This window comes from Kitasatospora sp. NA04385 (assembly GCF_013364235.1).
Lineage (GTDB): Bacteria > Actinomycetota > Actinomycetes > Streptomycetales > Streptomycetaceae > Kitasatospora.
Genome location: NZ_CP054919.1, coordinates 1,356,019 through 1,381,001, shown reverse-complemented (window position 1 = coordinate 1,381,001; position 24,983 = coordinate 1,356,019). Strand labels below are relative to the sequence as shown.

At 72.9% G+C, this 24,983-nt stretch carries 21 protein-coding genes and 1 pseudogene; 18 read left to right on the top strand and 4 right to left on the bottom strand.

From position 1 onward, the window contains the following. Positions 1 to 84 precede the first annotated feature (84 nt). From ruvC to HUT16_RS05855, 9 genes and pseudogenes are all read left to right on the top strand, one after another. Positions 85 to 660 (top strand): crossover junction endodeoxyribonuclease RuvC, encoded by a 576-nt coding sequence (ruvC, locus tag HUT16_RS05895; protein WP_176186128.1) that lies wholly within the window; start codon positions 85 to 87, stop codon positions 658 to 660. A gap of 51 nt (positions 661 to 711) precedes the next feature. Further along, a complete protein-coding gene (gene ruvA / locus HUT16_RS05890; RefSeq protein ID WP_176186126.1) occupies positions 712 to 1,323 on the top strand; it encodes a Holliday junction branch migration protein RuvA in 612 nt (203 codons plus the stop codon). Positions 1,324 to 1,396: 73 nt separating this feature from the next. After that, positions 1,397 to 2,482 (top strand): Holliday junction branch migration DNA helicase RuvB, encoded by a 1,086-nt coding sequence (ruvB, locus tag HUT16_RS05885; RefSeq protein ID WP_254897659.1) that lies wholly within the window; start codon positions 1,397 to 1,399, stop codon positions 2,480 to 2,482. Between the two features lie 181 nt (positions 2,483 to 2,663). Next, on the top strand, positions 2,664 to 3,068 hold the full coding sequence (gene yajC, locus HUT16_RS05880; protein WP_254897658.1) for a preprotein translocase subunit YajC: 405 nt from the start codon (positions 2,664 to 2,666) through the stop codon (positions 3,066 to 3,068). Positions 3,069 to 3,306: 238 nt separating this feature from the next. After that, on the top strand, positions 3,307 to 5,031 hold the full coding sequence (gene secD / locus HUT16_RS05875; RefSeq protein ID WP_254898253.1) for a protein translocase subunit SecD: 1,725 nt from the start codon (positions 3,307 to 3,309) through the stop codon (positions 5,029 to 5,031). A 3-nt stretch (positions 5,032 to 5,034) separates the two neighbouring features. Then, entirely contained in the window at positions 5,035 to 6,147 is a 1,113-nt protein-coding gene (gene secF, locus HUT16_RS05870) for a protein translocase subunit SecF (RefSeq protein ID WP_176186120.1), read from the top strand. Positions 6,148 to 6,167: 20 nt separating this feature from the next. Continuing rightward, positions 6,168 to 6,722, top strand: coding sequence for an adenine phosphoribosyltransferase (locus HUT16_RS05865; RefSeq protein WP_176186118.1), 555 nt, complete (start codon positions 6,168 to 6,170; stop codon positions 6,720 to 6,722). A gap of 188 nt (positions 6,723 to 6,910) precedes the next feature. Then, positions 6,911 to 9,199: pseudogene (locus HUT16_RS05860) on the top strand (bifunctional (p)ppGpp synthetase/guanosine-3',5'-bis(diphosphate) 3'-pyrophosphohydrolase); the annotation flags it as partial. 170 nt (positions 9,200 to 9,369) lie between these two features. After that, complete coding sequence (locus tag HUT16_RS05855; RefSeq protein WP_176186114.1) at positions 9,370 to 10,095, top strand: hypothetical protein; 726 nt, start codon at positions 9,370 to 9,372, stop codon at positions 10,093 to 10,095. A 60-nt stretch (positions 10,096 to 10,155) separates the two neighbouring features. On the opposite strand, the gene HUT16_RS05850 is transcribed toward HUT16_RS05855, so the two are convergent. Then, complete coding sequence (locus HUT16_RS05850) at positions 10,156 to 11,385, bottom strand: DUF349 domain-containing protein (RefSeq protein WP_176186112.1); 1,230 nt, start codon at positions 11,383 to 11,385, stop codon at positions 10,156 to 10,158. Between the two features lie 207 nt (positions 11,386 to 11,592). Next, on the bottom strand, positions 11,593 to 12,351 hold the full coding sequence (locus HUT16_RS05845) for a peptidylprolyl isomerase (RefSeq protein ID WP_303392063.1): 759 nt from the start codon (positions 12,349 to 12,351) through the stop codon (positions 11,593 to 11,595). A gap of 230 nt (positions 12,352 to 12,581) precedes the next feature. Here HUT16_RS05845 and HUT16_RS05840 point away from each other — a divergent pair, with 230 nt between their 5' ends. From HUT16_RS05840 to HUT16_RS05825, 4 genes are all read left to right on the top strand, one after another. Then, positions 12,582 to 13,289: an MBL fold metallo-hydrolase gene (locus HUT16_RS05840; protein WP_176186108.1), complete on the top strand. Its 708-nt coding sequence runs from the start codon at positions 12,582 to 12,584 to the stop codon at positions 13,287 to 13,289. Between the two features lie 11 nt (positions 13,290 to 13,300). After that, on the top strand, positions 13,301 to 14,563 hold the full coding sequence (gene hisS, locus HUT16_RS05835; RefSeq protein WP_176186106.1) for a histidine--tRNA ligase: 1,263 nt from the start codon (positions 13,301 to 13,303) through the stop codon (positions 14,561 to 14,563). Next, positions 14,560 to 16,371 carry an aspartate--tRNA ligase gene (gene aspS / locus HUT16_RS05830; protein WP_176186104.1) on the top strand — a complete coding sequence of 604 codons (1,812 nt, stop codon included), beginning with the start codon at positions 14,560 to 14,562 and terminating at the stop codon, positions 16,369 to 16,371. The genes hisS and aspS overlap by 4 nt, the downstream gene beginning before the upstream one ends. A gap of 162 nt (positions 16,372 to 16,533) precedes the next feature. Further along, entirely contained in the window at positions 16,534 to 17,040 is a 507-nt protein-coding gene (locus HUT16_RS05825; RefSeq protein ID WP_176186102.1) for a GNAT family N-acetyltransferase, read from the top strand. Here HUT16_RS05825 and HUT16_RS05820 read toward each other — a convergent pair. Next, positions 17,013 to 17,978 carry a LysR family transcriptional regulator gene (locus tag HUT16_RS05820; protein WP_176186100.1) on the bottom strand — a complete coding sequence of 322 codons (966 nt, stop codon included), beginning with the start codon at positions 17,976 to 17,978 and terminating at the stop codon, positions 17,013 to 17,015. The two genes, HUT16_RS05825 and HUT16_RS05820, sit on opposite strands and share 28 nt — an antisense overlap. A 344-nt stretch (positions 17,979 to 18,322) precedes the next feature. On the opposite strand from HUT16_RS05820, the gene ppk2 reads away from it, so the two are divergent. The 4 genes from ppk2 (at position 18,323) to rpsD (ending at position 22,097) form a co-directional block, all read left to right on the top strand. After that, entirely contained in the window at positions 18,323 to 19,120 is a 798-nt protein-coding gene (gene ppk2, locus HUT16_RS05815) for a polyphosphate kinase 2 (RefSeq protein WP_176192511.1), read from the top strand. 9 nt (positions 19,121 to 19,129) lie between these two features. Continuing rightward, on the top strand, positions 19,130 to 19,750 hold the full coding sequence (locus HUT16_RS05810; RefSeq protein ID WP_176186098.1) for an L-threonylcarbamoyladenylate synthase: 621 nt from the start codon (positions 19,130 to 19,132) through the stop codon (positions 19,748 to 19,750). A gap of 77 nt (positions 19,751 to 19,827) precedes the next feature. After that, positions 19,828 to 21,177, top strand: coding sequence for a replication-associated recombination protein A (locus HUT16_RS05805; protein ID WP_176186096.1), 1,350 nt, complete (start codon positions 19,828 to 19,830; stop codon positions 21,175 to 21,177). Between the two features lie 305 nt (positions 21,178 to 21,482). Then, entirely contained in the window at positions 21,483 to 22,097 is a 615-nt protein-coding gene (gene rpsD / locus HUT16_RS05800; RefSeq protein ID WP_176186094.1) for a 30S ribosomal protein S4, read from the top strand. Here the strand turns inward: rpsD and HUT16_RS05795 are convergent. Continuing rightward, on the bottom strand, positions 22,085 to 24,235 hold the full coding sequence (locus HUT16_RS05795; RefSeq protein ID WP_176186092.1) for a regulator: 2,151 nt from the start codon (positions 24,233 to 24,235) through the stop codon (positions 22,085 to 22,087). The genes rpsD and HUT16_RS05795 overlap by 13 nt on opposite strands. Positions 24,236 to 24,503: 268 nt before the next feature. Here HUT16_RS05795 and HUT16_RS05790 point away from each other — a divergent pair, with 268 nt between their 5' ends. Beyond that, positions 24,504 to 24,983 carry a DUF948 domain-containing protein gene (locus tag HUT16_RS05790; protein WP_176186090.1) on the top strand — a complete coding sequence of 160 codons (480 nt, stop codon included), beginning with the start codon at positions 24,504 to 24,506 and terminating at the stop codon, positions 24,981 to 24,983.

Below are 24,983 nucleotides of genomic sequence, written 5' to 3'. Positions count from 1 at the left end.
CTCGCGGCCGCCGGGCGGAGGCGTGTCCGGGACGGGTTGTCGGTGGCCGGGGGTAACCTGCGCAGACCGGAGAGAGGCGGGGCCGTGCGAGTGCTGGGTGTGGACCCTGGGCTGACCAGGTGCGGCGTCGGGGTGGTCGAGGGACTGCCCGGGCGGCCGTTGGCGATGCTCGGGGTCGGCGTGGTGCGCACCCCCGCCGAGGACGAGATCGGCCCCCGGCTGCTCGCCATCGAACAGGGCCTGGAGTCCTGGCTCGACCGGTACTCGCCCGAACTCGTCGCCGTGGAGCGGGTGTTCGCCCAGCACAACGTCCGCACCGTGATGGGCACCGCGCAGGCCTCCGCCGTCGCCGTGCTGTGCGCGACCCGCCGCGGCATCCCCGTCACGCTGCACACCCCCAGCGAGGTCAAGGCCGCCGTCACCGGCTCCGGCCGGGCCGACAAGGCCCAGGTCACCGCCATGGTCACCCGCATCCTGCGGCTGGACGCCCCGCCCAGGCCCGCCGACGCGGCGGACGCCCTCGCCCTGGCCATCTGCCACATCTGGCGCGGCGGCACCACCAACCGGCTGACCGCCGCGATCAAGGCCCACGCCACGGGCGGGGGTTCCTGGCACGGGGCCGGGGCGCCGGGCCGCTCGCGCAGTTCCCCGCGCCCCTGACGGGCCCGGGACGTACCAAGCATCGGAACCATCGAGAGGAACGACTTCACCATGATCGCCTTTGTGCAGGGGCCGGTTGCGGTGGTGGGGGCCGGGGTGGCCGTGGTAGAGGTCGGCGGGGTGGGGATGGCGGTGCAGTGCACGCCGGCCACGCTGGCCACGCTGCGGGTGGGGGAGCCGGCCCGGCTGGCGACCTCGCTGGTGGTCCGGGAGGACTCGCTGACGCTGTTCGGGTTCGCCGACGACGACGAGCGGGCGACGTTCGAGGTGTTGCAGGCCGCGCCCGGCGTCGGGCCGAAGCTGGCCCAGGCGATCCTCGGGGTGCACTCGCCGGAGGCGCTGCGGGTGGCGGTGGCGGGCGGCGACGAGAAGGCGCTGATCGCGGTGCCCGGCATCGGCAAGGCGAAGGCGGCCAAGCTGCTGCTGGAGTACAAGGACAAGCTCGGCGCCCCGCACGGCACCGTCCCGGCGCAGAAGCCGGTCGCGTCCGGCCCGGCGCCCTGGCACGAGCAGCTGCACGCGGCCCTGGTGGGCCTGGGCTACGCTCCGCGGGAGGCGGACGAGGCGGTGGCCCGGGTCGCGCCGGAGGCCGAGGCGCAGTCCGTGCCGGACGTCGGCACCCTGCTCCGGCTCGCCCTGCGCGGCCTGAACCGGGCCCGCTGAGCGGCCCGGTGCGGCCCGGCGCCGAAGCAATAGGACGATCCGTCTCCAAGTCGACATGGGGAGCAGTTTTCCGATGAGCCCGTACGAGTCCGAGCCCGTTGACCGCCTGGTGGCGGCGTCCGCCGACGGCGAGGACCAGGCGGTGGAGGCCGCGCTGCGGCCCCGGCTGCTGGAGGAGTTCATCGGGCAGGAGCGGGTGCGCGAGCAGCTCTCGCTGGTCCTCCAGGCGGCCCGCAAGCGCGGCGCGGCGCCGGACCACGTGCTGCTGAGCGGCCCGCCCGGGCTGGGCAAGACCACCCTGTCGATGATCATCGCGGCCGAGCTGAACGCCCCGATCCGGATCACCTCGGGCCCGGCGATCCAGCACGCCGGGGACCTGGCGGCGATCCTGTCCTCGCTGACCGAGGGCGAGGTGCTGTTCCTCGACGAGATCCACCGGATGTCCCGGCCCGCCGAGGAGATGCTCTACATGGCGATGGAGGACTTCCGGGTCGACGTGATCGTCGGCAAGGGCCCCGGCGCCACCGCGATCCCGCTGGAGCTGCCGCCGTTCACGCTGGTCGGCGCGACCACCCGGGCGGGCCTGCTGCCGCCGCCGCTGCGCGACCGCTTCGGCTTCACCGGCCACATGGAGTTCTACGCCCCGGCCGAGCTGGAGCGGGTGGTGCACCGCTCGGCGGGCCTGCTGGACGTGGAGATCGACCCGGCGGGCGCGGCCGAGATCGCCGGCCGCTCGCGCGGCACGCCCCGGATCGCCAACCGGCTGCTGCGCCGGGTGCGGGACTTCGCGCAGGTCCGGCACGACGGCCTGGTCAGCCGGGAGATCGCCGCCCGGGCGCTGGAGGTCTACGAGGTCGACGCGCGCGGCCTGGACCGGCTGGACCGGGCGGTGCTGGAGGCGCTGCTGAAGCTGTTCGGCGGCGGCCCGGTGGGCCTGTCCACGCTGGCGGTGGCGGTCGGCGAGGAGGCGGAGACGGTCGAGGAGGTGGCCGAGCCCTTCCTCGTTCGGGAGGGCCTGCTGGCGCGCACCCCGCGCGGGCGGATCGCCACCGCGGCGGCCTGGCACCACCTGGGGCTGACCCCGCCGCAGGCCCAGGGAGCGCCGAAGGGAGCGCGGGGCGGCCAGCAGGGCGGCCTCTGGGGCGACGGCCAGGCATAACTCCGGCGCCTTATCGCGAGTTTATGTGCATGCCAAGGCTCGCCACTTTCGGCGGCACACTGGCATGCTTGGCGTTGTCCGTTGAGTGCGGGTCGCCTAGACTCCGCCGGACCGCCCCTCTCACCCGACGGGCCGACGTATACGCACTGGTCGCCGCGCGCGGCCGCAAAGGACCCTGGCCGTGAATCTGATCATCCTCATCCTCCCGCTCCTCGCGATCTTCCTGATGTTCCGCTCGCAGAAGAAGCGGCAGGCGCAGGCGCAGAGCATGCAGTCCGCGCTGCAGCCGGGGTCGGGCGTGCGCACCATCGGCGGCATGTACGCCCTGGTGAAGGCGGTCAACGACGAGACCGTCGAGCTGGAGGTCGCCCCCGGCGTGGTGGCCCACTACACCAAGGGCGCGATCGCGGCCGTCCTGGAGCCGCTGGAGTACGACGCGATCATCAACGGCCGCCCCGCCGAGGACGAGTCCGTCGAGGACGCCGAGGCCGTCGAGGCCGTGGCGGACGCGGACGCCGACGAGAAGCCGCTGAGCCTGTCCAAGGACGAGGCGAAGGCCGACGCCGAGGCTCCCGAGAGCAAGTAGTACGGTCGGGGCACCCTCGACCAGCGGCATCCGCCGCAAGCCCAACAAGACTCTTGGGCCGTCGTGCGTCCGCCGCCTTCCGGCACCCCGCCCAGCGCGGGGCCGGAGGCCGGCCGCCGGGCGGCATGGACAGGGAGAAACGAGCAAGGTGGCAACACCCAAGTCGCGGTCGCGCGACGGATACCCGGGACGGGCGCTGGCGCTCATCCTGGTGGTCACCGTCGGCCTTGTGGCCCTCATGTTCGGGACGGGCAACACCAAGCCGCGTCTCGGTATCGACCTCGCCGGTGGCACCAGCGTCACGCTGACCGCTAAGTCCGATGATCCTTCCGCGGTCAACAAGACCAACCTGGACACCGCGGTCAGCATCATCCAGAAGCGCGTCAACGGCATGGGCGTCTCCGAGGCGGAGGTCCAGACCCAGGGCAACGCGAACATCATCGTCAACATCCCCGACGGTGGTAACACGCAGCAGTCCATCGACAAGGTCGGTGACACCGCCAAGCTCTACTTCCGCCCGGTGCTGGTCGCCGAGCCGTCCGGCGCGGCCGCCCAGCAGCCCGACCCGTCGGCCTCCGCCTCCGCGGGCGCCGAGGCCTCGGCGGCCCCGAGCGCGGGCGCCTCCGCGAGCGCCGGCAGCGGCGCCTCCGCCTCGGCCTCCTCCTCCGCGAGTGCCTCCGCGAGCGCCTCCGCGTCCGCCACCAAGGCCGGCCGCGCCCTCTCCGGCGCGCTGCAGGCCGACCCGTCGGCCTCCGCGAGCGCCTCCGCCTCCGGCTCCGCCGCGGCCCAGCCGAGCGCCTCCGCCGGCGCCTCGGCCCCCGCGGCCGACCCGAGCGCCGCGGCCACCCCGGACCCGGAGACCGCCGCGCTCCAGCAGAAGTACGCCGCGCTGGACTGCACCGACAAGGCGCAGCGCCTCAACTACCAGACCAGCGACCCGACCAAGCCGGCCATCGCCTGCTCGTACGACGCGGAGCAGGGCCTCTGGTACAAGTTCGTGCTCGGCGGCGTCGCCGTGAACGGCCAGGACGTCACCAAGGCGCAGGCCGTCTACGACAACCAGACCGGCAAGGGCTGGATGGTCGACCTGTCGTTCAACGACACCGGCTCCAAGGCCTTCGCCGACACCACCGGCCAGCTGGCCACCCAGACCAGCCCGGCCAACCAGTTCGCGATCGTGCTGGACGGCCAGGTCGTCTCCCACCCGTACGTGTCGGAGTCGATCAGCGGCGGCACCGCCGTCATCAGCGGCACCTTCACCTCGGAGGACGCCAAGTCGCTGGCGAACGTGCTGAGCTACGGCGCGCTCCCGCTGGACTTCGTCAAGAGCGACGTCACCACCGTCTCCCCGCAGCTCGGCTCCGAGCAGCTGAAGGCGGGCCTGATCGCCGGTCTGATCGGCATGGTCCTGGTGGTCGCGTACTCGCTGGTCTACTACCGCGGCCTGGGCCTGATCTCGATCGCCGGCCTGGTCGTCTCGGCGGTCCTGACCTGGTCGATCATGAGCCTGCTGGGCGCGGGCATCGGCTTCGCGCTGAACCTGCCCGCGGTCTGCGGCGCGATCGTCGCGATCGGCATCACCGCCGACTCGTTCATCGTGTACTTCGAGCGCATCCGCGACGAGGTCCGCGAGGGCGCCCAGCTGCGGGCCGCCGTGCAGCGCGCCTGGCCGCGGGCCCGGCGCACCATCCTGGTCTCGGACTTCGTGTCCTTCCTGTGTGCCGCGGTGCTCTACCTGGTGTCGGTCGGCAAGGTGCAGGGCTTCGCCTTCACGCTGGGCCTGACCACCCTGCTCGACGTCGTGGTGATCTTCCTGTTCACCAAGCCGCTGATCACCCTGCTCGCCCGCACCAAGTTCTTCGCCGGCGGCCACCCGTGGTCCGGCCTGGACCCGAAGCGGCTCGGCGCCCGTCCGCCGCTGCGCGGCTCCCGCCGCCGTCCCACCACCACCCAGGAGGTCTGACCCATGTCGCTCCGCAACATCGGTCACCGCCTCTACCAGGGCGAGGTCTCCTTCGACTTCGTCGGCCGGCGGAAGATCTGGTACTCGATCTCCGCGGTGATCGTCCTGGTGGCCGGCATCGGCCTGGCCCTGGGCCTGCACCTGGGCATCGAGTTCAAGGGCGGCTCGGTCTACACCGTGCACAAGCCCGGCCTGTCCGCCTCGCAGGCGAAGGACACCGCCGACAAGATCATCGGCTCGCACACCGCGCTGGTGCAGACCACGGACAAGGGCGACGTCCGGATCCAGGTCAGCGCCGAGGAGTCGATCCCCGCGACCACCTTCACCAAGGAGTTCTCGCAGGCGATCGGCGTCCAGGAGCAGGACATCAACGCCCAGGTGATCGGCCCCTCCTGGGGTGCCGACATCTCCAAGAAGGCGCTGACCGGCCTGATCGTCTTCATGGTCCTGGTCACCGTCTACATGGCGATCGCCTTCGAGTGGCGGATGGCGGTGGCCGCCCTGGTCGCCCTGATCCACGACCTCCTGATCACCATCGGCGTCTACGCCCTGGTCGGCTTCGAGGTCACCCCGGGCACCGTGATCGGCTTCCTGACCATCCTCGGCTACTCGCTCTACGACACGGTCGTCGTCTTCGACACCGTGAAGGAGAACACCAAGGGCATCACCAAGCAGTCCCGCCGCACCTACAGCGAGGCCGCCAACCACGGCCTCAACCAGACCCTGGTGCGCTCCATCAACACCACGGTCGTCGCCCTGCTCCCGGTCTCGGCGCTGCTGTTCATCGGCGGCGGCTTCCTGGGCGCGGGCACCCTGAACGACATCTCGCTGGCCCTGTTCATCGGCCTCGCGGCCGGTGCCTACTCCTCCATCTGCGTGGCCACCCCGCTGCTCGCGCAGCTCAAGGAGCAGGCCCCGGAGATGAAGGCGCTGGCCAAGCGGGTCGCCCAGCGGCGCGCCTCGGAGGCCAAGGCCGCGGCCGAGGCCGAAGCCCGCGGCGAGAGCGCCGACAGCGAGGACGGCGACGAGGAGCAGGTCGCGGCCGGTATGGTCGGACAGCGTAACCAGCCGGTCGGCCGCGCCCGCGGCAAGGGACGGCCGTCCGGCAAGCACTGACCCTCCGCGAAGGAACCCCCGTGACCTCCACCACCGACCCCGCCCTGTCCGAGCTGCTCAACAGCCGGATCCGGGACGTGCAGGACTACCCCAAGCCGGGGGTCCTGTTCAAGGACATCGCCCCCCTGCTGGCCGACGCCGAGGCGTTCGGCGTGCTGACCCGGGCGCTGGCCTCGCGGGCGAAGGAGCTCGGCGCCACCAAGGTGGTCGGGCTGGAGGCGCGGGGGTTCGTCCTCGCCGCGCCGGCCGCGTTCGCGGCCGGGCTCGGGTTCGTCCCGATCCGCAAGAAGGGCAAGCTGCCCGGCGAGGTGTTCTCCCGCTCGTACGACCTGGAGTACGGGTCGGCGACGCTGGAGGTCCAGTGCGACGCGTTCGAGCCGGGCGAGCGGGTCCTGGTGGTCGACGACGTGCTGGCCACCGGCGGGACGATCTCGGCCTCGCTGGACCTGGTCCAGGAGGCCGGGGCCGAGCTGGTCGGCGTGGTGGTGCTGATGGAGCTCGGCTTCCTGACGGGGCGCGCGAAGCTCGCCCCGCACCTGCACGGCGCCCCGCTGGAGACGCTCGTCGTGGTGTGACACCGCGCTGTTCGAGGGCCGCCCGGGAACACGACCGTTCCCGGGCGGTTCTCCGTTCGAGGCGGGCGCGCCGCCGCAGGGGGGCGCGCTGTCGGTACGATGAAGGTTGATCCGACGTAGGAGTGTCCTTGCCCGACGAGGTTGTGCCCACGGCCGCTGCCGCCAGTTCCCGTCCCTCACCGGGCGGGATGCGGGCTCGGCTTGCGCGGCTGGGCGGTCAGCGCAGTTCGATGGTCAACCCGGTGCTGGAGCCGCTGTTCCGGACGATCCGGGCCAACGACCCCAAGGCCGACCCGGGGCTGCTGAAGGACATCGAGCGGGCGTACGCCGTCGCGGAGAAGTGGCACCGCGGGCAGAAGCGCAAGAGCGGCGACCCGTACATCACCCACCCGCTGGCGGTGGCGACCATCCTGGCCGAGCTGGGGATGGACGCGCCGACGCTGATGGCCGGGCTGCTGCACGACACCGTCGAGGACACCGACTACGGCCTGGAGACGCTCCGGCAGGACTTCGGCGACTCGGTGGCGCTGCTGGTCGACGGCGTGACCAAGCTGGACCGGGTCAAGTTCGGCGAGGCCGCGCAGGCGGAGACCGTCCGCAAGATGGTCGTGGCGATGGCCAAGGACCCGCGGGTGCTGGTGATCAAGCTCGCCGACCGGCTGCACAACATGCGCACGATGCGCTACCTGAAGCGGGAGAAGCAGGAGAAGAAGGCCCGCGAGACGCTGGAGATCTACGCCCCGCTGGCGCACCGGCTGGGCATGAACACCATCAAGTGGGAGCTGGAGGACCTGGCCTTCGCCATCCTCTACCCCAAGATGTACGACGAGATCGTCCGGCTGGTGGCCGAGCGCGCCCCCAAGCGGGACGAGTACCTGGCCACCGTGATCGACCAGGTGCAGGGCGACCTGCGCGGGGCCCGGATCACCGCGCAGGTGACCGGCCGTCCCAAGCACTACTACTCGGTCTACCAGAAGATGATCGTCCGGGGCCGGGACTTCGCCGAGATCTACGACCTGGTGGGCATCCGGGTCCTGGTCGACACCGTCCGCGACTGCTACGCGGCGCTGGGCACCATCCACGCGCGGTGGAACCCGGTGCCGGGGCGGTTCAAGGACTACATCGCGATGCCCAAGTTCAACATGTACCAGTCGCTGCACACCACGGTGATCGGCCCCGGGGGCAAGCCCGTCGAGCTGCAGATCCGCACCTTCGACATGCACCGCCGCGCCGAGTACGGCATCGCCGCGCACTGGAAGTACAAGCAGCGGGCGGTGGCCGGCGCCTCCAAGGTGCGCACCGACACGCCCACCCACGGGCGGCAGCACGACAAGGCCGACGCGGTCAACGAGATGGCCTGGCTGCGGCAGCTGCTGGACTGGCAGAAGGAGACCGAGGACCCGAGCGAGTTCCTCGAGTCGCTGCGCTTCGACCTGTCCAGCAACGAGGTGTTCGTCTTCACCCCGAAGGGTGACGTGATAGCGCTGCCCGCGCAGGCCACCCCGGTGGACTTCGCGTTCGCGGTGCACACCGAGGTCGGCTGCCGGTGCATCGGCGCCCGGGTCAACGGCCGGCTGGTGCCGCTGGAGTCGACGCTGGAGAACGGCGACACCGTCGAGGTGTTCACCTCCAAGGCGGAGAACGCCGGACCGTCCCGGGACTGGCTGAGCTTCGTCAAGTCGCCCCGGGCCCGGAACAAGATCCGCGCCTGGTTCTCCAAGGAGCGCCGCGAGGAGGCGATCGAGCAGGGCAAGGAGTCGATCGCCCGGGCGATGCGCAAGCAGGGCCTGCCGATCCAGCGCATCCTCACCGGGGACTCGCTGGTCACGCTGGCCCACGAGATGCGCTACCCGGACATCTCCTCGCTGTACGCGGCGATCGGCGAGGGCCACGTGGCCGCGCAGGCCATCGTGCAGAAGCTGGTCCAGGCGATGGGCGGCGAGGAGGGCGCGGTCGAGGACCTCGCCGAGACCGCCACCCCCTCGCACCAGCCGCGCGCGATGCGCCGCCGGGCCAAGGGCGACCCGGGCGTCATCGTCAAGGGCGTGGACGACGTGTGGGTGAAGCTGGCGCGCTGCTGCACGCCGGTGCCCGGCGACCCGATCGTCGGCTTCATCACCCGCGGCAACGGCGTCTCGGTGCACCGCGCGGACTGCGTCAACGTGGAGTCCCTCCAGCAGCAGCCCGAACGGATGATCGAGGTCGAGTGGGCGGCCACCCAGTCCTCGGTCTTCCTGGTCGCCATCCAGGTGGAGGCGCTGGACCGCTCCCGGCTGCTCTCCGACGTCACCCGGGTGCTCTCCGACCAGCACGTCAACATCCTGTCGGCGGCCGTCCAGACCTCCCGCGACCGGGTCGCGATGAGCCGGTTCACCTTCGAGATGGGCGACCCCAAGCACCTCGGGCACGTGCTCAAGGCGGTGCGCGGCGTCGAGGGCGTGTACGACGTCTACCGGGTCACCTCGGCCCGCAAGTAGGCGCGGCCCGCAAGCGCAGGAGCCCCGCACGGCGCTCCGGTCGCCGCCCGCCCCCGCCCCGCCGACACTGGCCGGGTGGGGGCGGTCGGCTTTCCGGGAGGCAGCGTGCACGGCATACGGCTCAGGACGGCGGCGGTCGGCGCGGTGGCGGCCGCGGCACTGGCGGCCGGGTGCGGCAGCGGTTCGGGCGGCTCCGGCGGCCCGGCGGCGAGCGGCACCGGCAGCGCGGTGACGGCCGCCCGGCGGCGGCCTCCGCGGCCGGGGACAACGGCCTCGCGGCGCTCCCGGCCGACCAGGCCCTCCAGCGGGCGGTGCAGGGCCTCCGGGACGCGGGCACGGTCCGGACGGCCGGCACGCTGAGCACCCAGGGCGCGCAGGTCCGGGTGGACCTGCGGCTGAACACCGCCGGGGACTGCACCGGCACGCTCGGCCAGCTCGGCGTCGGCAGCTTCGAGGTGGTCAAGGCCGGGACGCAGCTGTGGGTGAAGCCGGACCAGGAGTTCTGGCAGACCCACGGCGGTTCGGCGCTGTCCGACCTGGTCGGCGACCGCTACCTGCGGACCAGCAGCGACAATCCGGACTTCGGCGAGATCACCGAGCTGTGCGACCTGGGCGCGCTGGCCGACCGGCTCGGCAGCGCGGGGAGCGGCGTGACCCGGGGCGAACCGGCCACCGTGCAGGACCGCCCCGCCCTCGCGCTGAGCGGCGCCTCCGGCACCGGCACCCTGTACGTGGCCACCACCGGCGCGGCGGTGCCGCTGGAGCTGGAGCAGGACACCGGGAAGGTCGATTTCAGCGAGTTCGGCACCCCCGTCCCCAGCGCCACCCCCGGGCCCGACCAGAGCCTGGACCTGGACCAGCTGCAGTCGCCGGCCGCCACGCCCTCGGTGGTGTGACCCCGTACCCGAAGGGCCCCCGTCCGGTGCGGACGGGGGCCCTTCGGGTACGGAGCCGGGTCAGGAGCTGAACTCCTGCAGCGACTTCTGCGCCTGGTCGAGCAGCGCCTGGCGGCCCTCCAGCTCGGCCTCCAGCTTGGCGGCCCGGGAGGTGTTGCCCGCCGCGCGGGCCTTGTCCAGGTCGGCGCGGAGCTTGTCCACGGCGGCCTGGAGCAGGGCGGTCATGCCGGTGGCGCGGGCCCGGGCCTCCGGGTTGGAGCGCTGCCACTCGGCCTCCTCGGCCTCGCGGACGGCGCGCTCCACCGCGGACAGCCGGCCGTCCAGCTTCGGACGGGCGTCGCGCGGGACGTGGCCGATGGCCTCCCAGCGCTCGGAGACCTCGCGCAGCGCGGCCTTGGCGGCCTTCAGGTCGGTGATCGGCAGGATCGCCTCGGCCTCGACCAGCAGCGCCTCCTTGGCCTTCTGGTTCTCGCCCTGCTCGGCGTCGCGCTCGGAGAACGCGGAGGACCGGGCCTGGAAGAAGACGTCCTGGGCGCCGCGGAAGCGGGCCCACAGCTCCTCCTCCGCGTCCCGCTGGGCGCGGCCGGCGGCCTTCCACTGCGTCATCAGGTCGCGGTAGGCGGCGGCGGTGGGGCCCCACTCGGTGGAGCCGGAGAGCGCCTCGGCCTGGGCGACCAGCCGCTCCTTCACCGCGCGGGCCGACTCGCGCTCCGAGTCGAGCGCCGCGAAGTGCGCCTTGCGGTGCTTGGAGAAGACCGAGCGGGCGTGCGAGAAGCGGTGCCACAGCTCGTCGTCGCTCTTGCGGTCCAGCCGCGGCAGCGCCTTCCAGTTGTCGACCAGGGCGCGCAGCCGGTCGCCGGCCTCCCGCCACTGGTTGGACTCGGCGAGCTGCTCGGCCTCGGCGACCAGCGCCTCCTTGGCGGCGCGGGTCTCCTCCTGGGCCTTCGCCCGGGCGGCCTTGCGCTCGCCCTGCCGGGCCTCGATCTCGCCGGCCAGGGCGTCCAGGCGGGCGGCCAGCGCGGCCAGGTCGCCGACCGCGTGCGCCTCGGTGACCTGCGCGCGCAGGTGGTCCAGCGCGGTCTGCGCCTCCTTGGCGGCCAGGTCGGTCTTGCGCACCCGGTGCTCCAGGAGGGCGGTCTCCGCCTCCAGGCCCTGGAACTTGCGCTCGAAGTAGGCGAGGGCCTCCTCCGGGGAGCCGGCCTGCCAGGAGCCGACCTGGCGTTCGCCGTCGGCCGTCCTCACGTAGACGTTCCCCTGCTCGTCGACACGGCCCCACGGGTCGCTGCTCACAGCGCCTCCTCCACATGACGCCACGCCCACGGGCGGGAGCGTCGTCCACAGTTGATGTGCGGCGGACCGATGGAGTCCGCCGTCCCGAGCCGTCGTTGGGTTGCGCCGAGGGTGACGGCCGACGGTCAGGGCACCCTATACAACAGCAACATAGGCGACCAGCGCCGGTGCTGTCCGCATCCGGCGCCGGTCGATTTTCGCGGCGGGTCAGCCCTTCGCGGTGGTGATGGCGGTGATGTTGACCGGAGTCTTGGGCGCGCCGTCGCCGGTGTCGCCCTCAGTGCCGGCCGCGGCGATCTTCTGCAGCACGTCCAGGCCGCCGGTGATGGTGCCGAACGGGGTGTAGCTGGGCGGCAGTTGGGTGTCCTTGTAGACCAGGAAGAACTGGCTGCCGTTGGTGTTCGCACCGGAGTTGGCCATCGCCACGGTGCCCGCCGGGTAGGTCGCCCCCTCGAGGTTCTCGTCGGCGAACTGGTAGCCCGGGCCGCCCCGGCCGGTGCCGGTCGGGTCGCCGCACTGCAGGACGAAGATGCCCTCCGTGGTCAGGCGGTGGCACTTGGTGTTGTCCCAGAACTGCTGACCCGCCAGGAACACGAAGGAGTTGACGGTGTGCGGCGCCTTCGCGGCGTTCAGCGCGAGGGTGACCTCGCCCTGCGAGGTCTCGATCTTGGCCGTGTACTTGGCCGCGGTGTCGATCGACATGGCCGGCTCGGCGGCCCACTGCTTGCCGGAGACGGAGGAGGAGGGCGTCGGCGCCGCGGAGGCGGCCTTGTCGTCCTTCTTCTTGTCCGAGTCGAACACGCCGCCCGCGACGGTCGCGACGCCGGCCACCACCACCACGGCCAGGACCGCGGCGACGATCACGTTGCGCCGCCTGCGCTTGGCGACCGCCTCGGCGCGCGCCTGCATCTGGCGCTCGTACTTCTCACGGGCGAGCTGCCGCCGCCGCTGTTCGCTGCTGACCACCGGACGTGTCTCCTGCCGGACTGTGGGGAACGGGGACCTGTTCTGTTGTCGCGTGCGGATCATCGCACCCGACGGCGGCCCAGTGTAAGGACCCGGCACGTCAGGACGGGATCAGCCCAGGATGAGAAAGCCCTGAACGCACCGGACAACCGGTTCGCCCGCGGCCCGGTGCCGCCGGTAGGCTGCGGGGGAAAAGCACACCGCCACCGCCATGAAACGTAAGGACTCGCGTGTTCGTCGCCGGATTCCCCGCCGGGGCCTGGGGCACCAACTGCTACCTGGTCGCACCCGCCGCCGGCGAGGAGTGCGTGATCGTCGACCCGGGCCACGAAGCGGCGGGCGGCGTCGAGGAGTTGATCCGCGAGCACCGGCTCAAGCCGGTCGCGGTGCTGCTCACCCACGGGCACATCGACCACGTCGCCTCGGTCGTCCCGGTCTGCGGCGCGCGGGGCGTGCCGGCCTGGATCCACCCCGAGGACCGCTACATGCTGGCCGACCCGGAGAAGGCGCTCGGGCGCTCGCTCGGGCAGCAGCTGATGGGCTCGATCACCGTCGGCGAGCCGGACGACGTCCGCGAGTTGACCGACGGCGGCGTGCTGGAACTCGCCGGGCTGCGGCTCACCGTCGACCACGCCCCCGGCCATACCAAGGGGTCGGTGACGTTCAGGACGCCCGCCTCGCAGGACATCCCCCCGGTCCTGTTCTCGGGCGACCTGCTGTTCGCCGGCTCCATCGGGCGTACCGACCTCCCGGGCGGGGACAGCGCGGCGATCATGCGCTCGCTGGCCCGGGTGTGCCTGCCCCTCGACGACGCGACCGTGGTGCTCTCCGGCCACGGCTCCCAGACCACCATCGGCCGTGAGCGCGCCACCAACCCCTACCTCCAGCAGGCGGGCGGTGCGCAGGGCGCACCGGCCTTCCCGCGACGAGGAATGTGACGGAAGAGAAGTTGAGCACCTTCACCGCCCCCAAGGGCACCTACGACCTGCTGCCGCCCACCTCGGCGGCCTTCCTGGCGGTCCGCGAGGCGATCTCCGCCCCCGCGCGCCGAGCCGGGTACGGCTACATCGAGACCCCGGTCTTCGAGGACGTGAAGCTCTTCTCCCGCGGTGTCGGGGAGTCCACCGACATCGTCACCAAGGAGATGTACCAGCTGACCACCCGGGGCGGTGACGAACTCGCGCTGCGGCCCGAGGGCACCGCCTCGGTGCTGCGCGCCGCGCTCCAGGCGAACCTGCACAAGCAGGGCAACCTGCCGGTCAAGCTCTGGTACTCCGGCAACTACTACCGCTACGAGCGGATGCAGAAGGGCCGCTACCGGCAGTTCTCCCAGGTCGGCGCGGAGGCCATCGGCGCCGAGGACCCGGCGCTGGACGCCGAGTTGATCATCCTGGCCGACGACGCCTTCCGCGCGCTCGGCCTGTCGGACTACTCGCTGCTGCTCAACAGCCTCGGCGACCGGCAGTGCCGCCCGGTCTACCGCGCCGCGCTGGTCGAGTTCCTGGCCGGGCTCGACCTCGACGAGGAGACCCGCCGCCGCGCGGAGATCAACCCGCTGCGCGTGCTGGACGACAAGCGCGAGTCCGTCCAGGCCCAGCTGGTGGACGCGCCCCGGCTGCGCGACCACCTCTGCGAGGACTGCAAGGCGTACGACGAGAAGGTCCGCGAGCTGCTCACCGCCGCGGGCGTCGGGTTCGTCGACGACCCCAAGCTGGTGCGCGGCCTGGACTACTACACCCGCACCACCTTCGAGTTCGTGCACAACGGCCTCGGCGCCCAGTCCGCGATCGGCGGCGGCGGCCGCTACGACGGCCTGTCCGAGATGATCGGCGGCCCGGCGCTGCCCTCGGTCGGCTGGGCGCTGGGCGTGGACCGCACCTACCTCGCGCTGGAGGCCGAGGGCGTCGTCCTCGACCTGCCCGCCACCACCGCGGTGTACGCCGTCGCGCTCAGCGAGGAGGCGAAGACCGTCCTGTTCGCCAAGACCGTCGAGCTGCGCCGCCTCGGGGTGGCCACCGATCTCGCGTTCGGTGTCAAGGGCATCAAGAACGCCATGAAGTCGGCGGACCGATCCGGCGCCCGGTTCGCCGTGATCGCCGGCGACCGGGACCTCGCCGAGGGCGTGGTCCAGCTCAAGGACATGGAGTCCGGCGAGCAGACCCCCGTCGCCCTTGCGGCGCTCGTCACCACCCTGAAGGAGAAGCAGCTGTGATCCGCACGCACGACGCGGGCACGCTCCGCGCGGAGCACGCCGGCACCACCGTCACCCTGGCCGGCTGGGTGGCCCGCCGCCGCGACCACGGCGGCGTGGCCTTCATCGACCTGCGCGACGCCTCGGGCACCGTGCAGGTCGTGGTCCGCGACCTGGAGTCGGTGCACGGGCTGCGCTCCGAGTACTGCGTGAAGGTGGTCGGCGAGGTCCGGGTCCGCCCGGAGGGCAACGAGAACCCGGACATCCCGACCGGCGCGGTCGAGGTCGTCGTCGAGTCCATCGAGGTGCTGTCCGAGGCCGCGCCGCTGCCGTTCCAGGTCGCCGAGTACGAGCCCGGCTCGGTCAACGAGGAGGTGCGGCTGCGCTACCGCTACCTCGACCTGCGCCGCGAGGGCCCGGCCCGCGCGCTGCGGCTGCGCTCGAAGGTCAACCACATCATCCGCACGGTGATGGAGGAGAACGACTACCTCGACATCGAGACCCCGTACCTGACCCGCTCCACCCCCGAGGGCGCCCGCGACTTCCTCGTCCCGGTCCGCCTCCAGCCGGGCCACTGGTACGCCCTGCCGCAGTCCCCGCAGCTGTTCAAGCAGCTGCTGATGGTGGCCGGCATGGAGCGCTACTACCAGATCGCCCGCTGCTTCCGCGACGAGGACTTCCGCGCCGACCGGCAGCCGGAGTTCACCCAGCTCGACATCGAGGCGTCCTTCGTCGACCAGGAGGACGTCCTGGCGCTCGGCGAGAAGGTCGTCGCCCGGATCTGGAAGGAGGTGCACGGGTACGAGATCCCCAACCCGCTGCCCCGCCTGACCTACGCCGACGCGATGTCCCGCTACGGCTCCGACAAGCCGGACGTCCGCTTCGGCCAGGAGCTCACCGACCTCACCGAGTACTTCGCGGGCACCGGGTTCCGGGTCTTCCAGGCCCCGTACGTCGGCGCGGTCGTGATGCCCGGCGGCGCCTCGCAGCCCCGCAAGCAGCTCGACGCCTGGCAGGACTGGGCGAAGGCCCGCGGCGCCCGCGGCCTCGCGTACGTCCTGGTGGACGCCGAGACCGGCGAGCTGCGCGGCCCGGTCGCCAAGAACCTGTCCGAGGAGCACCTGTCCGGCCTGGCCGCCGCCGCCGGCGCCAAGCCCGGCGACGCGGTGTTCTTCGCGGCCGGCAAGAAGACCGCCTCGCAGGAGCTGCTCGGCGCCGCCCGCCTGGAGATCGGCCGCCGCTGCCAGCTGATCGACGAGTCCCAGTGGGCCTTCCTGTGGGTCGTGGACTTCCCGATGTTCGAGCCGATCGAGGACGACAAGGGCGAGTTCCAGGGCTGGCACGCGGTGCACCACCCCTTCACCGCGCCGACCGCCGAGTCGCTCGCCACCTTCGACACCGACCCGGGCAGCGCGCTCTCCAACGCGTACGACCTGGTGCTCAACGGCTCGGAGCTGGGCGGCGGTTCGATCCGCATCCACCAGCGCGAGGTGCAGAAGCGGGCGTTCGACGCGATCGGCCTGTCCGAGGAGGAGGCGGCCGCGCAGTTCGGCTTCCTGCTGGACGCCTTCAACTACGGCCCGCCGCCGCACGGCGGCATCGCGCTCGGCCTGGACCGCGTGGTCACCCTGCTGGGCGGCTACGACACCATCCGGGACGTCATCGCCTTCCCGAAGACCTCCACCGGCGGCGACCCGCTGACCGGCGCCCCCACCGCCATCACCCCGGCCCAGCGCCGCGAGGCGGGCGTGGACGCCCGGCCCAAGGCCAAGGAGAACGCCAAGGAGGGCAAGGACGGCGCCAAGGCCGAGGCCGGGCCGACCGCCTGACGAGCCGTCAGCGCCCGTCCGGCCCCGGCGGATGCTGACGGTGCATCACGGAGATCACGATTTGTTCCGGCCCCGGCCGGTGCGCGCCCACCAGGAGTAGGCTGCCACCGCCCGGGGCCGGAACGCTGCACAACGGGGTGCAGGGCGCAAGAAGGGTCAAGGATGACCGTACGAACCAGAGTCGAACTCCCCACCGACACCGCCGAGACCCGGCGGGTGCACATGGCGGCCTTCCCAGGCCCCGAAGAGGCGGACCTGGTGGACGCGCTGCGCCGCGACGCCGCCTGGCTGCCCGCACTGTCCCTGGTGGCGGTGGACGACCGCGAGGTCGTCATCGGCCACGCCCTGCTCACCCGGCTGAGGATCGGCAACGGGAAGGGCCTCGCGCTGGCGCCCGTCGCGGTCGCCCCGGAGTGGCAGCGCAAGGGCGTCGGCACCGCCGTGGTGCGGGCCGCGCTGGCCGCCGCCGCCGAGGCGGGCGAGCGCGTCGTGGTGGTGCTGGGCGACCCCGGCTACTACGCCAGGTTCGGCTTCACGCCCGCCGCCGACCACCGGATCACCGGGCCCTTCGACGTCCCCGACGGGTACTTCCAGGCCCTGCCGCTGCCCGGCGCCGACGGCGTCCCGCACGGCGTGTGCCGCTACCCCGCGCCCTTCGCGGAGGTCTGAGCGCCGCTCCCCGCGGGTGACCGGCCGCCACCGGTCGCCCGGTACTGCACCTCCAGGTGCAGCCGGCAGGACTCCGCGAACGCCTCCATGGCCGGCGTGGCCGCCCGGCCGGGCAGCCGGAACAGCCCCACCAGGCTCGGGCTCAGCCCGCGCACCGGCAGGCAGCGCACGTCCGGACGGCGCGCCCAGCGGTCCACCGAGCGCGGCGCGAACCCCACCCCCTGCCCGCAGGCCACCGCGGCCATCCACTCGTCCGCGTTGTGCGCCACCGCGCCGACCCGCACCGGCCGCTCGCCGCGCTCCGGGCCGCCCAGCCAGTAGTCGCGCCACACCCCGGCCTGCTCCGGGATCGCCACGAACGGCTCCTCCCACAGCTCCGCCAGGTCCACCGCGTCCCGGTCCGCCAGCCGGTGGTCGGCCGCCAGCACCACCCAGCGCTCCTCGGTGCCCAGCAGCGCGTGCGCGTACCGCTCGGCCATCGACGCCGGGGCGTGCCACAGCGCCAGGTCCAGTTCGCCCGAGGCCAGGCCGGAGGTCTCGTCGAACCAGTCGTTCTGCCGCATCCGCACCCGCCAGCCGGGCATCCGGCGGGCGAAGTCCTCCACCGCCTCCCGGCCCAGCAGGTTGATCGTCGCCCCCTCGAAGCCGACCCGCAGCTCCCCGCCGGTCTCCGCCGCCGCCCGCCGGGCCGCCCGCAGCGCCTCCTCCCAGCCGGCCAGCAGCCCGGTGGCGCGCGCCAGCAGCTCGGCGCCCGCCGCCGTGGGCACCATCCCGGCCCGCGAGCGCAGGAACAGCTCCACCCCCAACTGCCGCTCCAGCGCCCGCACCTGCTTGGTCAGCGTCGGCTGGCTCACCCCCAGCCGGGCCGCGGCCGCGGTCAGCTGGCCCTCCTCGCCGACCACCGTCAAGTAGCGCAACATCCGGGTGTCCACGTCCATGCCCCCAGGTTATGGAGCAATGCATTGGACCGGGAACCCCGGGGTGTCGCACAGTTGTCCGGCCTTCCCCGGCGCGAGCGGCACCGGCGGCACGGGGGACCGCCGGTGCCCTGCCGGGAGGGTGCGCCGAACTGCGCCCGGGCCCGTCCCGCCCTAGCCTGAGAGATCGTCAACGGCGCGGTGAGCGGAGGCACACAGTGGCGACACCCAAGGCATCCAAGGCATCCAAGGCATCCAAGGCGGCCAAAGCGGCCAAGGCACCCAAGCCGGCCAAGGCACCCAAGCCGACCAAGCAGGCCGGGTCGGGCAAGGCCGGGAAGAAGCCCGGCCGCCGGGCCGAGCGGATGCCCAAGAAGCTCTACGAGGACGAGCTGCTGCGCCTCCAGCGCGAACTGGTCAAGCTCCAGGAGTGGGTCCGGGTCGAGGGCGTCCGGATGGTGATCGTCTTCGAGGGCCGCGACGCGGCCGGCAAGGGCGGCGCCATCAAGCGCGTCACCGAGTACCTCAACCCCCGGATCGCCCGGATCGCCGCCCTGCCCGCCCCCACCGAGCGCCAGCGCGGCCAGTGGTACTTCCAGCGCTACGTCGAACAGCTCCCGGCGGCCGGCGAGATGGTCCTGTTCGACCGCTCCTGGTACAACCGGGCCGGCGTCGAGAAGGTGATGGGCTTCTGCACCGACGAGGAGTACTGGCAGTTCCTGCACCAGTGCCCCACCTTCGAACGGATGCTGGTCGAGGCCGGCATCCTGCTGCGCAAGTACTGGTTCTCGGTCAGCGACGTCGAGCAGGAGCGCCGCTTCCGCGACCGGCTCGACGACCCGATGCGGCAGTGGAAGCTCTCCCCGATGGACGTCGAGTCCATCACCCGTTGGGAGGACTACTCGCGGGCCAAGGACGAGATGTTCGTCTACACCGACCTCCCCGAGTCGCCCTGGAACGTCGTCGACAGCGACGACAAGCGCCGGTCCCGGATCAACATGGTCGCCCACCTGCTGTCCACCGTCCCGTACCGCGAGGTGGCCAAGCCCGTCGTCACCCTGCCGCCGCGCCCCGAGCCGCGCGGCTACCAGCGGCCGCCGCGCGACCTCCAGAAGTACGTCTTCGACCACGCCGCGACGGTGCTGGCGCGGGCCGGGCAGTAGGGTCGAGCAATGGCGAAGTACTTCGACGTGCACCCCGAGACGCCCCAGCCCCGCACCGTCTCCACCGTGGTGGCGAGCATCCGCGACGGCGCCCTGATCGCGTACCCCACCGACTCCTGTTTCGCCCTCGGCTGCCGGCTGGACAACCGCGAGGCACTGGACCGGATCCGCACCATCCGCAAGCTCGACGAGCGCCACCACTTCACCCTGATGTGCGAGGACTTCGCCCAGCTGGGGAAGTTCGTCCAGCTCGACAACAACGTCTTCCGCGCGGTCAAGGCGGCCACCCCCGGCAGCTACACCTTCATCCTCCCGGCCACCAAGGAGGTGCCGCGCCGGCTGCTGCACCCCAAGAAGAAGACGGTCGGCGTCCGCATCCCCGACCACCCCGTCACCCGCGCCCTGCTCGCCGAACTCGGCGAGCCGCTGGTCTCCAGCACCCTGCTGCTGCCCGGCGAGGAGGAGCCGATGACCCAGGGCTGGGAGATCAAGGAGCGGCTCGACCACGTGGTGGACGCGGTGGTCGACTCCGGCGAGTGCGGGACGGTGCCCACCACCGTCGTCGACTTCTCCGGCGGCGAGGCGGAGATCGTCCGCTACGGCGCCGGGGACCCGGAGCGCTTCGAGTGAGGCGGCGGCCGGGGGCGCCGGGCGGCCGCGCGCCCCTGGCGTCCCGGTCTGTCGGAGCCCTCGCATAGGCTCGGGGCGTGGACGAGCCCGACCTTTTCACGCACGCTGCCGAAGAACGCCAGAGCGCCGAGCCGGGCCGCGCCCCGCTCGCGGTGCGGATGCGGCCGCGGACGCTGGACGAGGTGGCCGGGCAGCGGCAGCTGCTCAAGGACGGCTCGCCGCTGCGGCGCCTGGTCTCCGGGGCCAAGGGCCCGGCGGCCACCAGCTCGGTGATCCTGTGGGGGCCGCCCGGGACGGGCAAGACCACGCTGGCGCACGTGATCAGCCGGGCGGTGGAGGGTCGGTTCGTCGAGCTCTCGGCGATCACGCACGGCGTCAAGGAAGTCCGGGCGGTGATCGACGGCGCCCGGCGCGCGGTCGGGATGACCGGCCGGGAGACGGTGCTGTTCCTGGACGAGATCCACCGCTTCTCCAAGGCCCAGCAGGACTCGCTGCTGCCCGCCGTGGAGAACCGCTGGGTCACCCTGATCGCCGCGACCACCGAGAACCCGTACTTCTCGGTGATCTCCCCGCTGCTCTCGCGCAGCCTGCTGCTCACCCTGGAGTCCCTCACCGACGAGGACGTCCGCGCCCTGCTGCGCCGCGCCACCGCCGACGAGCGGGGCCTGGGCGGCAGCGTGGAGCTGAGCGCGGAGGCCGAGGACCACCTGGTGCGCCTCGCCGGGGGCGACGCGCGGCGGGCGCTGACCACGCTGGAGGCGGCGGCCGGGGCGGCGCTGGAGCAGGGCGAGACGGTGCTGACCCTGGCGGCGACCGAGACGGCGGTCAACCAGGCCGCGGTGCGCTACGACCGGGACGGCGACCAGCACTACGACGTGGCGAGCGCGCTGATCAAGTCGATCCGCGGCAGCGACGTGGACGCCACGCTGCACTACCTGGCCCGGATGATCGAGGCGGGGGAGGACCCGCGCTTCATCGCCCGCCGCCTGATGATCTCCGCCAGCGAGGACGTCGGCCTGGCCGACCCGACCGCGCTGCCCACCGCCGTCGCCGCCGCCCAGGCGGTCGCCCTGATCGGCTTCCCGGAGGCCCGGATCATCCTGTCCCAGGCGGCCATCGCGCTCGCCCTGGCGCCCAAGTCGAACGCCGCCTACCTGGCCATCGACGCCGCCCTGGCGGACGTCCGGCAGGGCCTGGCCGGCGCGGTGCCGCCGCACCTGCGGGACGCGCACTACGGCGGGGCGAAGAAGCTCGGCCACGGCGGGGGCTACCGGTACCCGCACGACCTGCCGGAGGGCATCGCCGCCCAGCAGTACGCGCCGGACGAGGTGCACGGCAAGGAGTACTACCGGCCGACCCGGCGGGGCGGCGAGGCCAGGTACGCGGAGATCGCCGAGTGGACCAGGGCCCGGCTCAAGGGGGAGTAGCCGTCCCGTATAGTAGGGGGGTGTGTCCCGGGCCCGGGGTTCCGCGAGGAGCGACCGGCCGCACCAGCGGGGCATCGAACGGGGGCCTCCCACGAGGGAGTTCCCCCAGGAGCGGCGCGCACCGGTCTTCGGTGTCGCGGACGGCCCACCACCCTTCCCGGTCGTGGGCCTGCCGTGTGCAAGCACGTAGTGCCCGGTCGCGGAGAGCGGCTGACCGTCCGGCAACGGGCGGTTTTTCTCCGGACCGCGAGGAGCGTCCTCCGTCAACACCTGGTGACAGCCGTATCTGAACAGGAAAAGGAAACATGGCGAACCAGAAGCGCCCCAAGGTCAAGATCGCCCGTGCTCTCGGCGTTCCGCTGACCCCGAAGTCCGTCAAGTACTTCGAGGCCCGTCCGTACCCGCCCGGCCAGCACGGCCGCGGCCGCAAGCAGAACTCCGACTACAAGGTCCGGCTGACCGAGAAGCAGCGTCTGCGCGCGCAGTACGACCTCAGCGAGAAGCAGATGGCGCGTGCCTTCGAGGCCGCCAAGAAGGTCGAGGGCAAGACGGGCGAGGCCCTGGTCGGCCTGCTCGAGGTCCGCCTCGACTCCCTGGTGCTGCGTTCGGGCATCGCCCGCACCATCTACCAGGCCCGCCAGATGGTCGTGCACGGTCACATCGAGGTCAACGGCTCGAAGGTCAACAAGCCGTCGTTCCAGCTGAAGCCGGGCTACGTCGTCACGGTGAAGGAAAAGTCCAAGGAGAAGGTCCCCTTCCAGGTGGCTCGCGAGGGCGGCAACGCCGGCGAGGGCCAGACCCCGAAGTACCTCGAGGTCAACCTGAAGGCCCTGGCCTTCCGCCTGGACCGCGCGCCGCAGCGCCGCGAGGTTCCGGTCGTCTGCGACGAGCAGCTCGTCGTCGAGTACTACTCGCGCTGACCCGCGAGCGGAACGCCCCCCCGGTCCTCGGACCGCGGGGGCGTTTCCCGTTCCCGCGGGGAGCCGCCGCCGAGCGCACGGCGGACCGCGGCGTCCAGGTCGAGCCGGGAGCCGAGCCGGAAGGCCGCCGCGCACTCCTGCTCGGTCAGGCCGTCGCGGGCGCGCCGCTCGCACTCCAGGTGCGGGCCGTTGAACGAGCGGGAGCCGAAGAACGGGGTGCCGACGGCCCGCCAGATCCGGTGCGCGGCGCCCTGCAGCACCCGGGCCTCGCCCAGGTCGGCGTCCGGGCCCTCGGTGGCCAGCAGCGCCAGCAGGTCCATCGCCAGCACGATCCCCAGCAGGTCGCGGAACAGGTGGTGGAGCCGCATCGACTCGCGGGCGAGGGCCCGGGCGGGGCCCAGGTCGCCGCCCTGCCGCCGGGCGAAGGCCATCGCGTACAGGCAGTACCCGTACGCCCACTGCTCGCCGTGCTCCTCGCAGGTCTCCCGGAGCCGCTCGATCCAGGCCCGGCCGTCCTCCTCGTGGCCCTGGAAGAAGTGCGCCAGGGCGAGTTCGAACATGGCCATCAGGACGTGGGAGTTGAGCTCGCCGAGCGCGTCGTAGTGCCACAGCGCCTCCTCGAACAGCTCGGCGGCGCGGACCGGCTCGTCGCCGATCAGGGCGGCGCAGCCCTGCCGGTGGACGGCATAGGCCAGCGCCCGGTCGTCGCCGGTGTCCAGGGCCTGGCGGCGGCACTCCTCCAGGGCGGGCCGGGCCCGGTCCAGGTCGCCCTGCAGGGTGGCCAGGTAGCCGGTGACCCAGAGCGCCTTGGCCCGGGCCTCGGTGGGCTCGGGGGCGAGCGCCAGCGCCCGGTCGAGCCAGTGCCGGCCCTCGCCGAGGTGGCCGGTGCAGACCCAGAAGTACCAGAGGGTGCCGGCCAGGACGAGGGCGAGCTGCTCCTCGCCGGGCTCGGCGAGCGAGAACTCCAGCGCGGCGCGCAGGTTGGGGTGGGCGAGCCGGGTGCGCTCGGCGGTCCGGGCCTGCCGGGGGCCGAACCACTCGACCTCGCCCCAGGTGGCGAGGCCCAGGTACCAGTCCCGGTGGCGGCGCAGCAGCCGCGGCCGGTCGCCGCCGGCCCGCAGCCAGCCCGCGCCGTACTCGCGCAGCGTGTCGAGCATCCGGAAGCGGACGGCGCCGTCGCCGTCGAGCCGGTCCAGGACGGACTTGTCGACCAGCGAGTCGACGAGTTCCAGCACCTCGTCGGCGGCCAGGCCGTGCCCGGCGCAGACGTACTCGACGGCCTCCAGGTCGAAGCCGCCGGCGAAGACCGAGAGGCGGGCCCAGAGTAAACGTTCCTGCATCGTGCAGAGTTCGTGGCTCCAGCCGATCGCGGTGCGCAGCGTCCGGTGCCGGGCCGGTGCCGTCCGGTCGCCGCCGGTGAGCAGCCGGAAGCGGTCCTCCAGCCGGGCGGCCAGCTGTTCCACGGAGAGCGTGCGCAGCCGGCCGGCGGCCAGTTCGAGGGCCAGCGGGACGCCGTCCAGCCGGCGGCAGAGCAGTGCCACGCCGTTCCGGTTGCGGTGGTCCAGCCGGAAGCCGGGCAGCACGGCGGCGGCGCGGTCGGCGAACAGCAGCGCCGCCTCCGGGTCGGCCCCGCCGCCGACCGGCTCGCAGGCCAGCGGGGCCAGCGGCAGCAGGTGCTCGCCCGCGGTGCGCAGCGACTGCCGGGAGGTGGCGACCACCCGCAGGCCGGGGGCGGCGCGCAGCAGCGCGTCCACCAGCTCGGCGCAGGCGGCCACCAGGTGCTCGCAGCCGTCCAGCACCAACAGGGCCTCGCGGTCGGCCAGTTGCTCGACCAGCACGTCCAGCGGCGGGCGGGCGGTGTGGTCGGTCAGCCGCAGCGCCTCCAGCACCGCGTGGCCCAGCAGCAGCGGGTCCCGCACGGGGGCGACCTCGGCCAGGTGCGCGCCGTCCGGGAAGCCGTCGGCCAGCAGCGCGGCGGCGCGCAGGGCCAGCCGGGACTTGCCGACCCCGCCCGGGCCGGTCACCGTGACCAGCCGGGCCCGGCCCACCAGACCGGCCAGCGCGTCGAGTTCGGCGGCCCGGCCGACGAAGCTGGTGACCTCCGCGGGGAGCCTGCCCGCCCCCGACGTGCTGCCCATGGACGCCCCCGCCGCTAGGAGAACCGGAACCCGCCGGCCCGCGCTCCGCGAGCCAAACCCCCAACGAGGTGACCTGACGGTAGGTTACGCGCGGTGTTCGCACATCCGGCCGGGCCGGGCGGGCCCACCGGCGGATATACCGGTCGGGGAACGAGCCGCCGTCGCGATAGGGTTCAGGGGGCCGTGTGTAAATGTGGCAGAGGTGCGTAAGCGTCACAGGCGCGGCCCGTGTGTAATTTGGCCAAACACAGCGAGGGAGCGCGCGAAGGTGTCCGTGGGAGAGCTGGCCGGGCTGCTGGTGGCCGTCTTCTGGGCGGTCCTGGTCACCCTGCTCGCCGTGGTGCTGGTGCGGCTGTCCAAGGTGCTCCGGGAGGCGACCGTGCTGGTCGCCGCCGTCACCGAGCAGGCCGTGCCGCTGCTGCGGGACGCGAACGCCGCCGTCCGCAGCGCGCACGAGCAGCTGGAGCGGGTCGACGAGATCACCGCCAACGTGCAGGACGCGGCGGCCGACGCCAAGGCGCTGTCGTCCACCGTGGCCGCGACGCTGGGCGGGCCGCTGGTGAAGGTGGCCGCGTTCAGCCACGGCGTGCGCAAGGCGGTCGCCCGGCAGCGGGCCGGGGCGGTCGCGGTGCCCCAGCAGGCCGGTGAGCGCGAGGAGTTGGCCCGGATGATCCGGGCCGAGGTGCGGGCCCAGGCGGCGCCGCGCCGCGGGCTGCTGTCCAAGGTCCGCCGGGCCGTGAGGGGCTGA

Coding starts and splice junctions, on each gene's coding strand:
- ruvA (WP_176186126.1), top strand. CDS start 712: ATGATCGCCTTTGTGCAGGGGCCGGTTGCGGTGGTGGGGGCCGGGGTG.
- ruvB (WP_254897659.1), top strand. CDS start 1,397: ATGAGCCCGTACGAGTCCGAGCCCGTTGACCGCCTGGTGGCGGCGTCC.
- secD (WP_254898253.1), top strand. CDS start 3,307: ATGTTCGGGACGGGCAACACCAAGCCGCGTCTCGGTATCGACCTCGCC.
- secF (WP_176186120.1), top strand. CDS start 5,035: ATGTCGCTCCGCAACATCGGTCACCGCCTCTACCAGGGCGAGGTCTCC.
- HUT16_RS05825 (WP_176186102.1), top strand. CDS start 16,534: ATGACCGTACGAACCAGAGTCGAACTCCCCACCGACACCGCCGAGACC.
- HUT16_RS05820 (WP_176186100.1), bottom strand. CDS start 17,978: ATGGACGTGGACACCCGGATGTTGCGCTACTTGACGGTGGTCGGCGAG.
- ppk2 (WP_176192511.1), top strand. CDS start 18,323: ATGCCCAAGAAGCTCTACGAGGACGAGCTGCTGCGCCTCCAGCGCGAA.
- HUT16_RS05810 (WP_176186098.1), top strand. CDS start 19,130: ATGGCGAAGTACTTCGACGTGCACCCCGAGACGCCCCAGCCCCGCACC.
- rpsD (WP_176186094.1), top strand. CDS start 21,483: ATGGCGAACCAGAAGCGCCCCAAGGTCAAGATCGCCCGTGCTCTCGGC.
- HUT16_RS05795 (WP_176186092.1), bottom strand. CDS start 24,235: ATGGGCAGCACGTCGGGGGCGGGCAGGCTCCCCGCGGAGGTCACCAGC.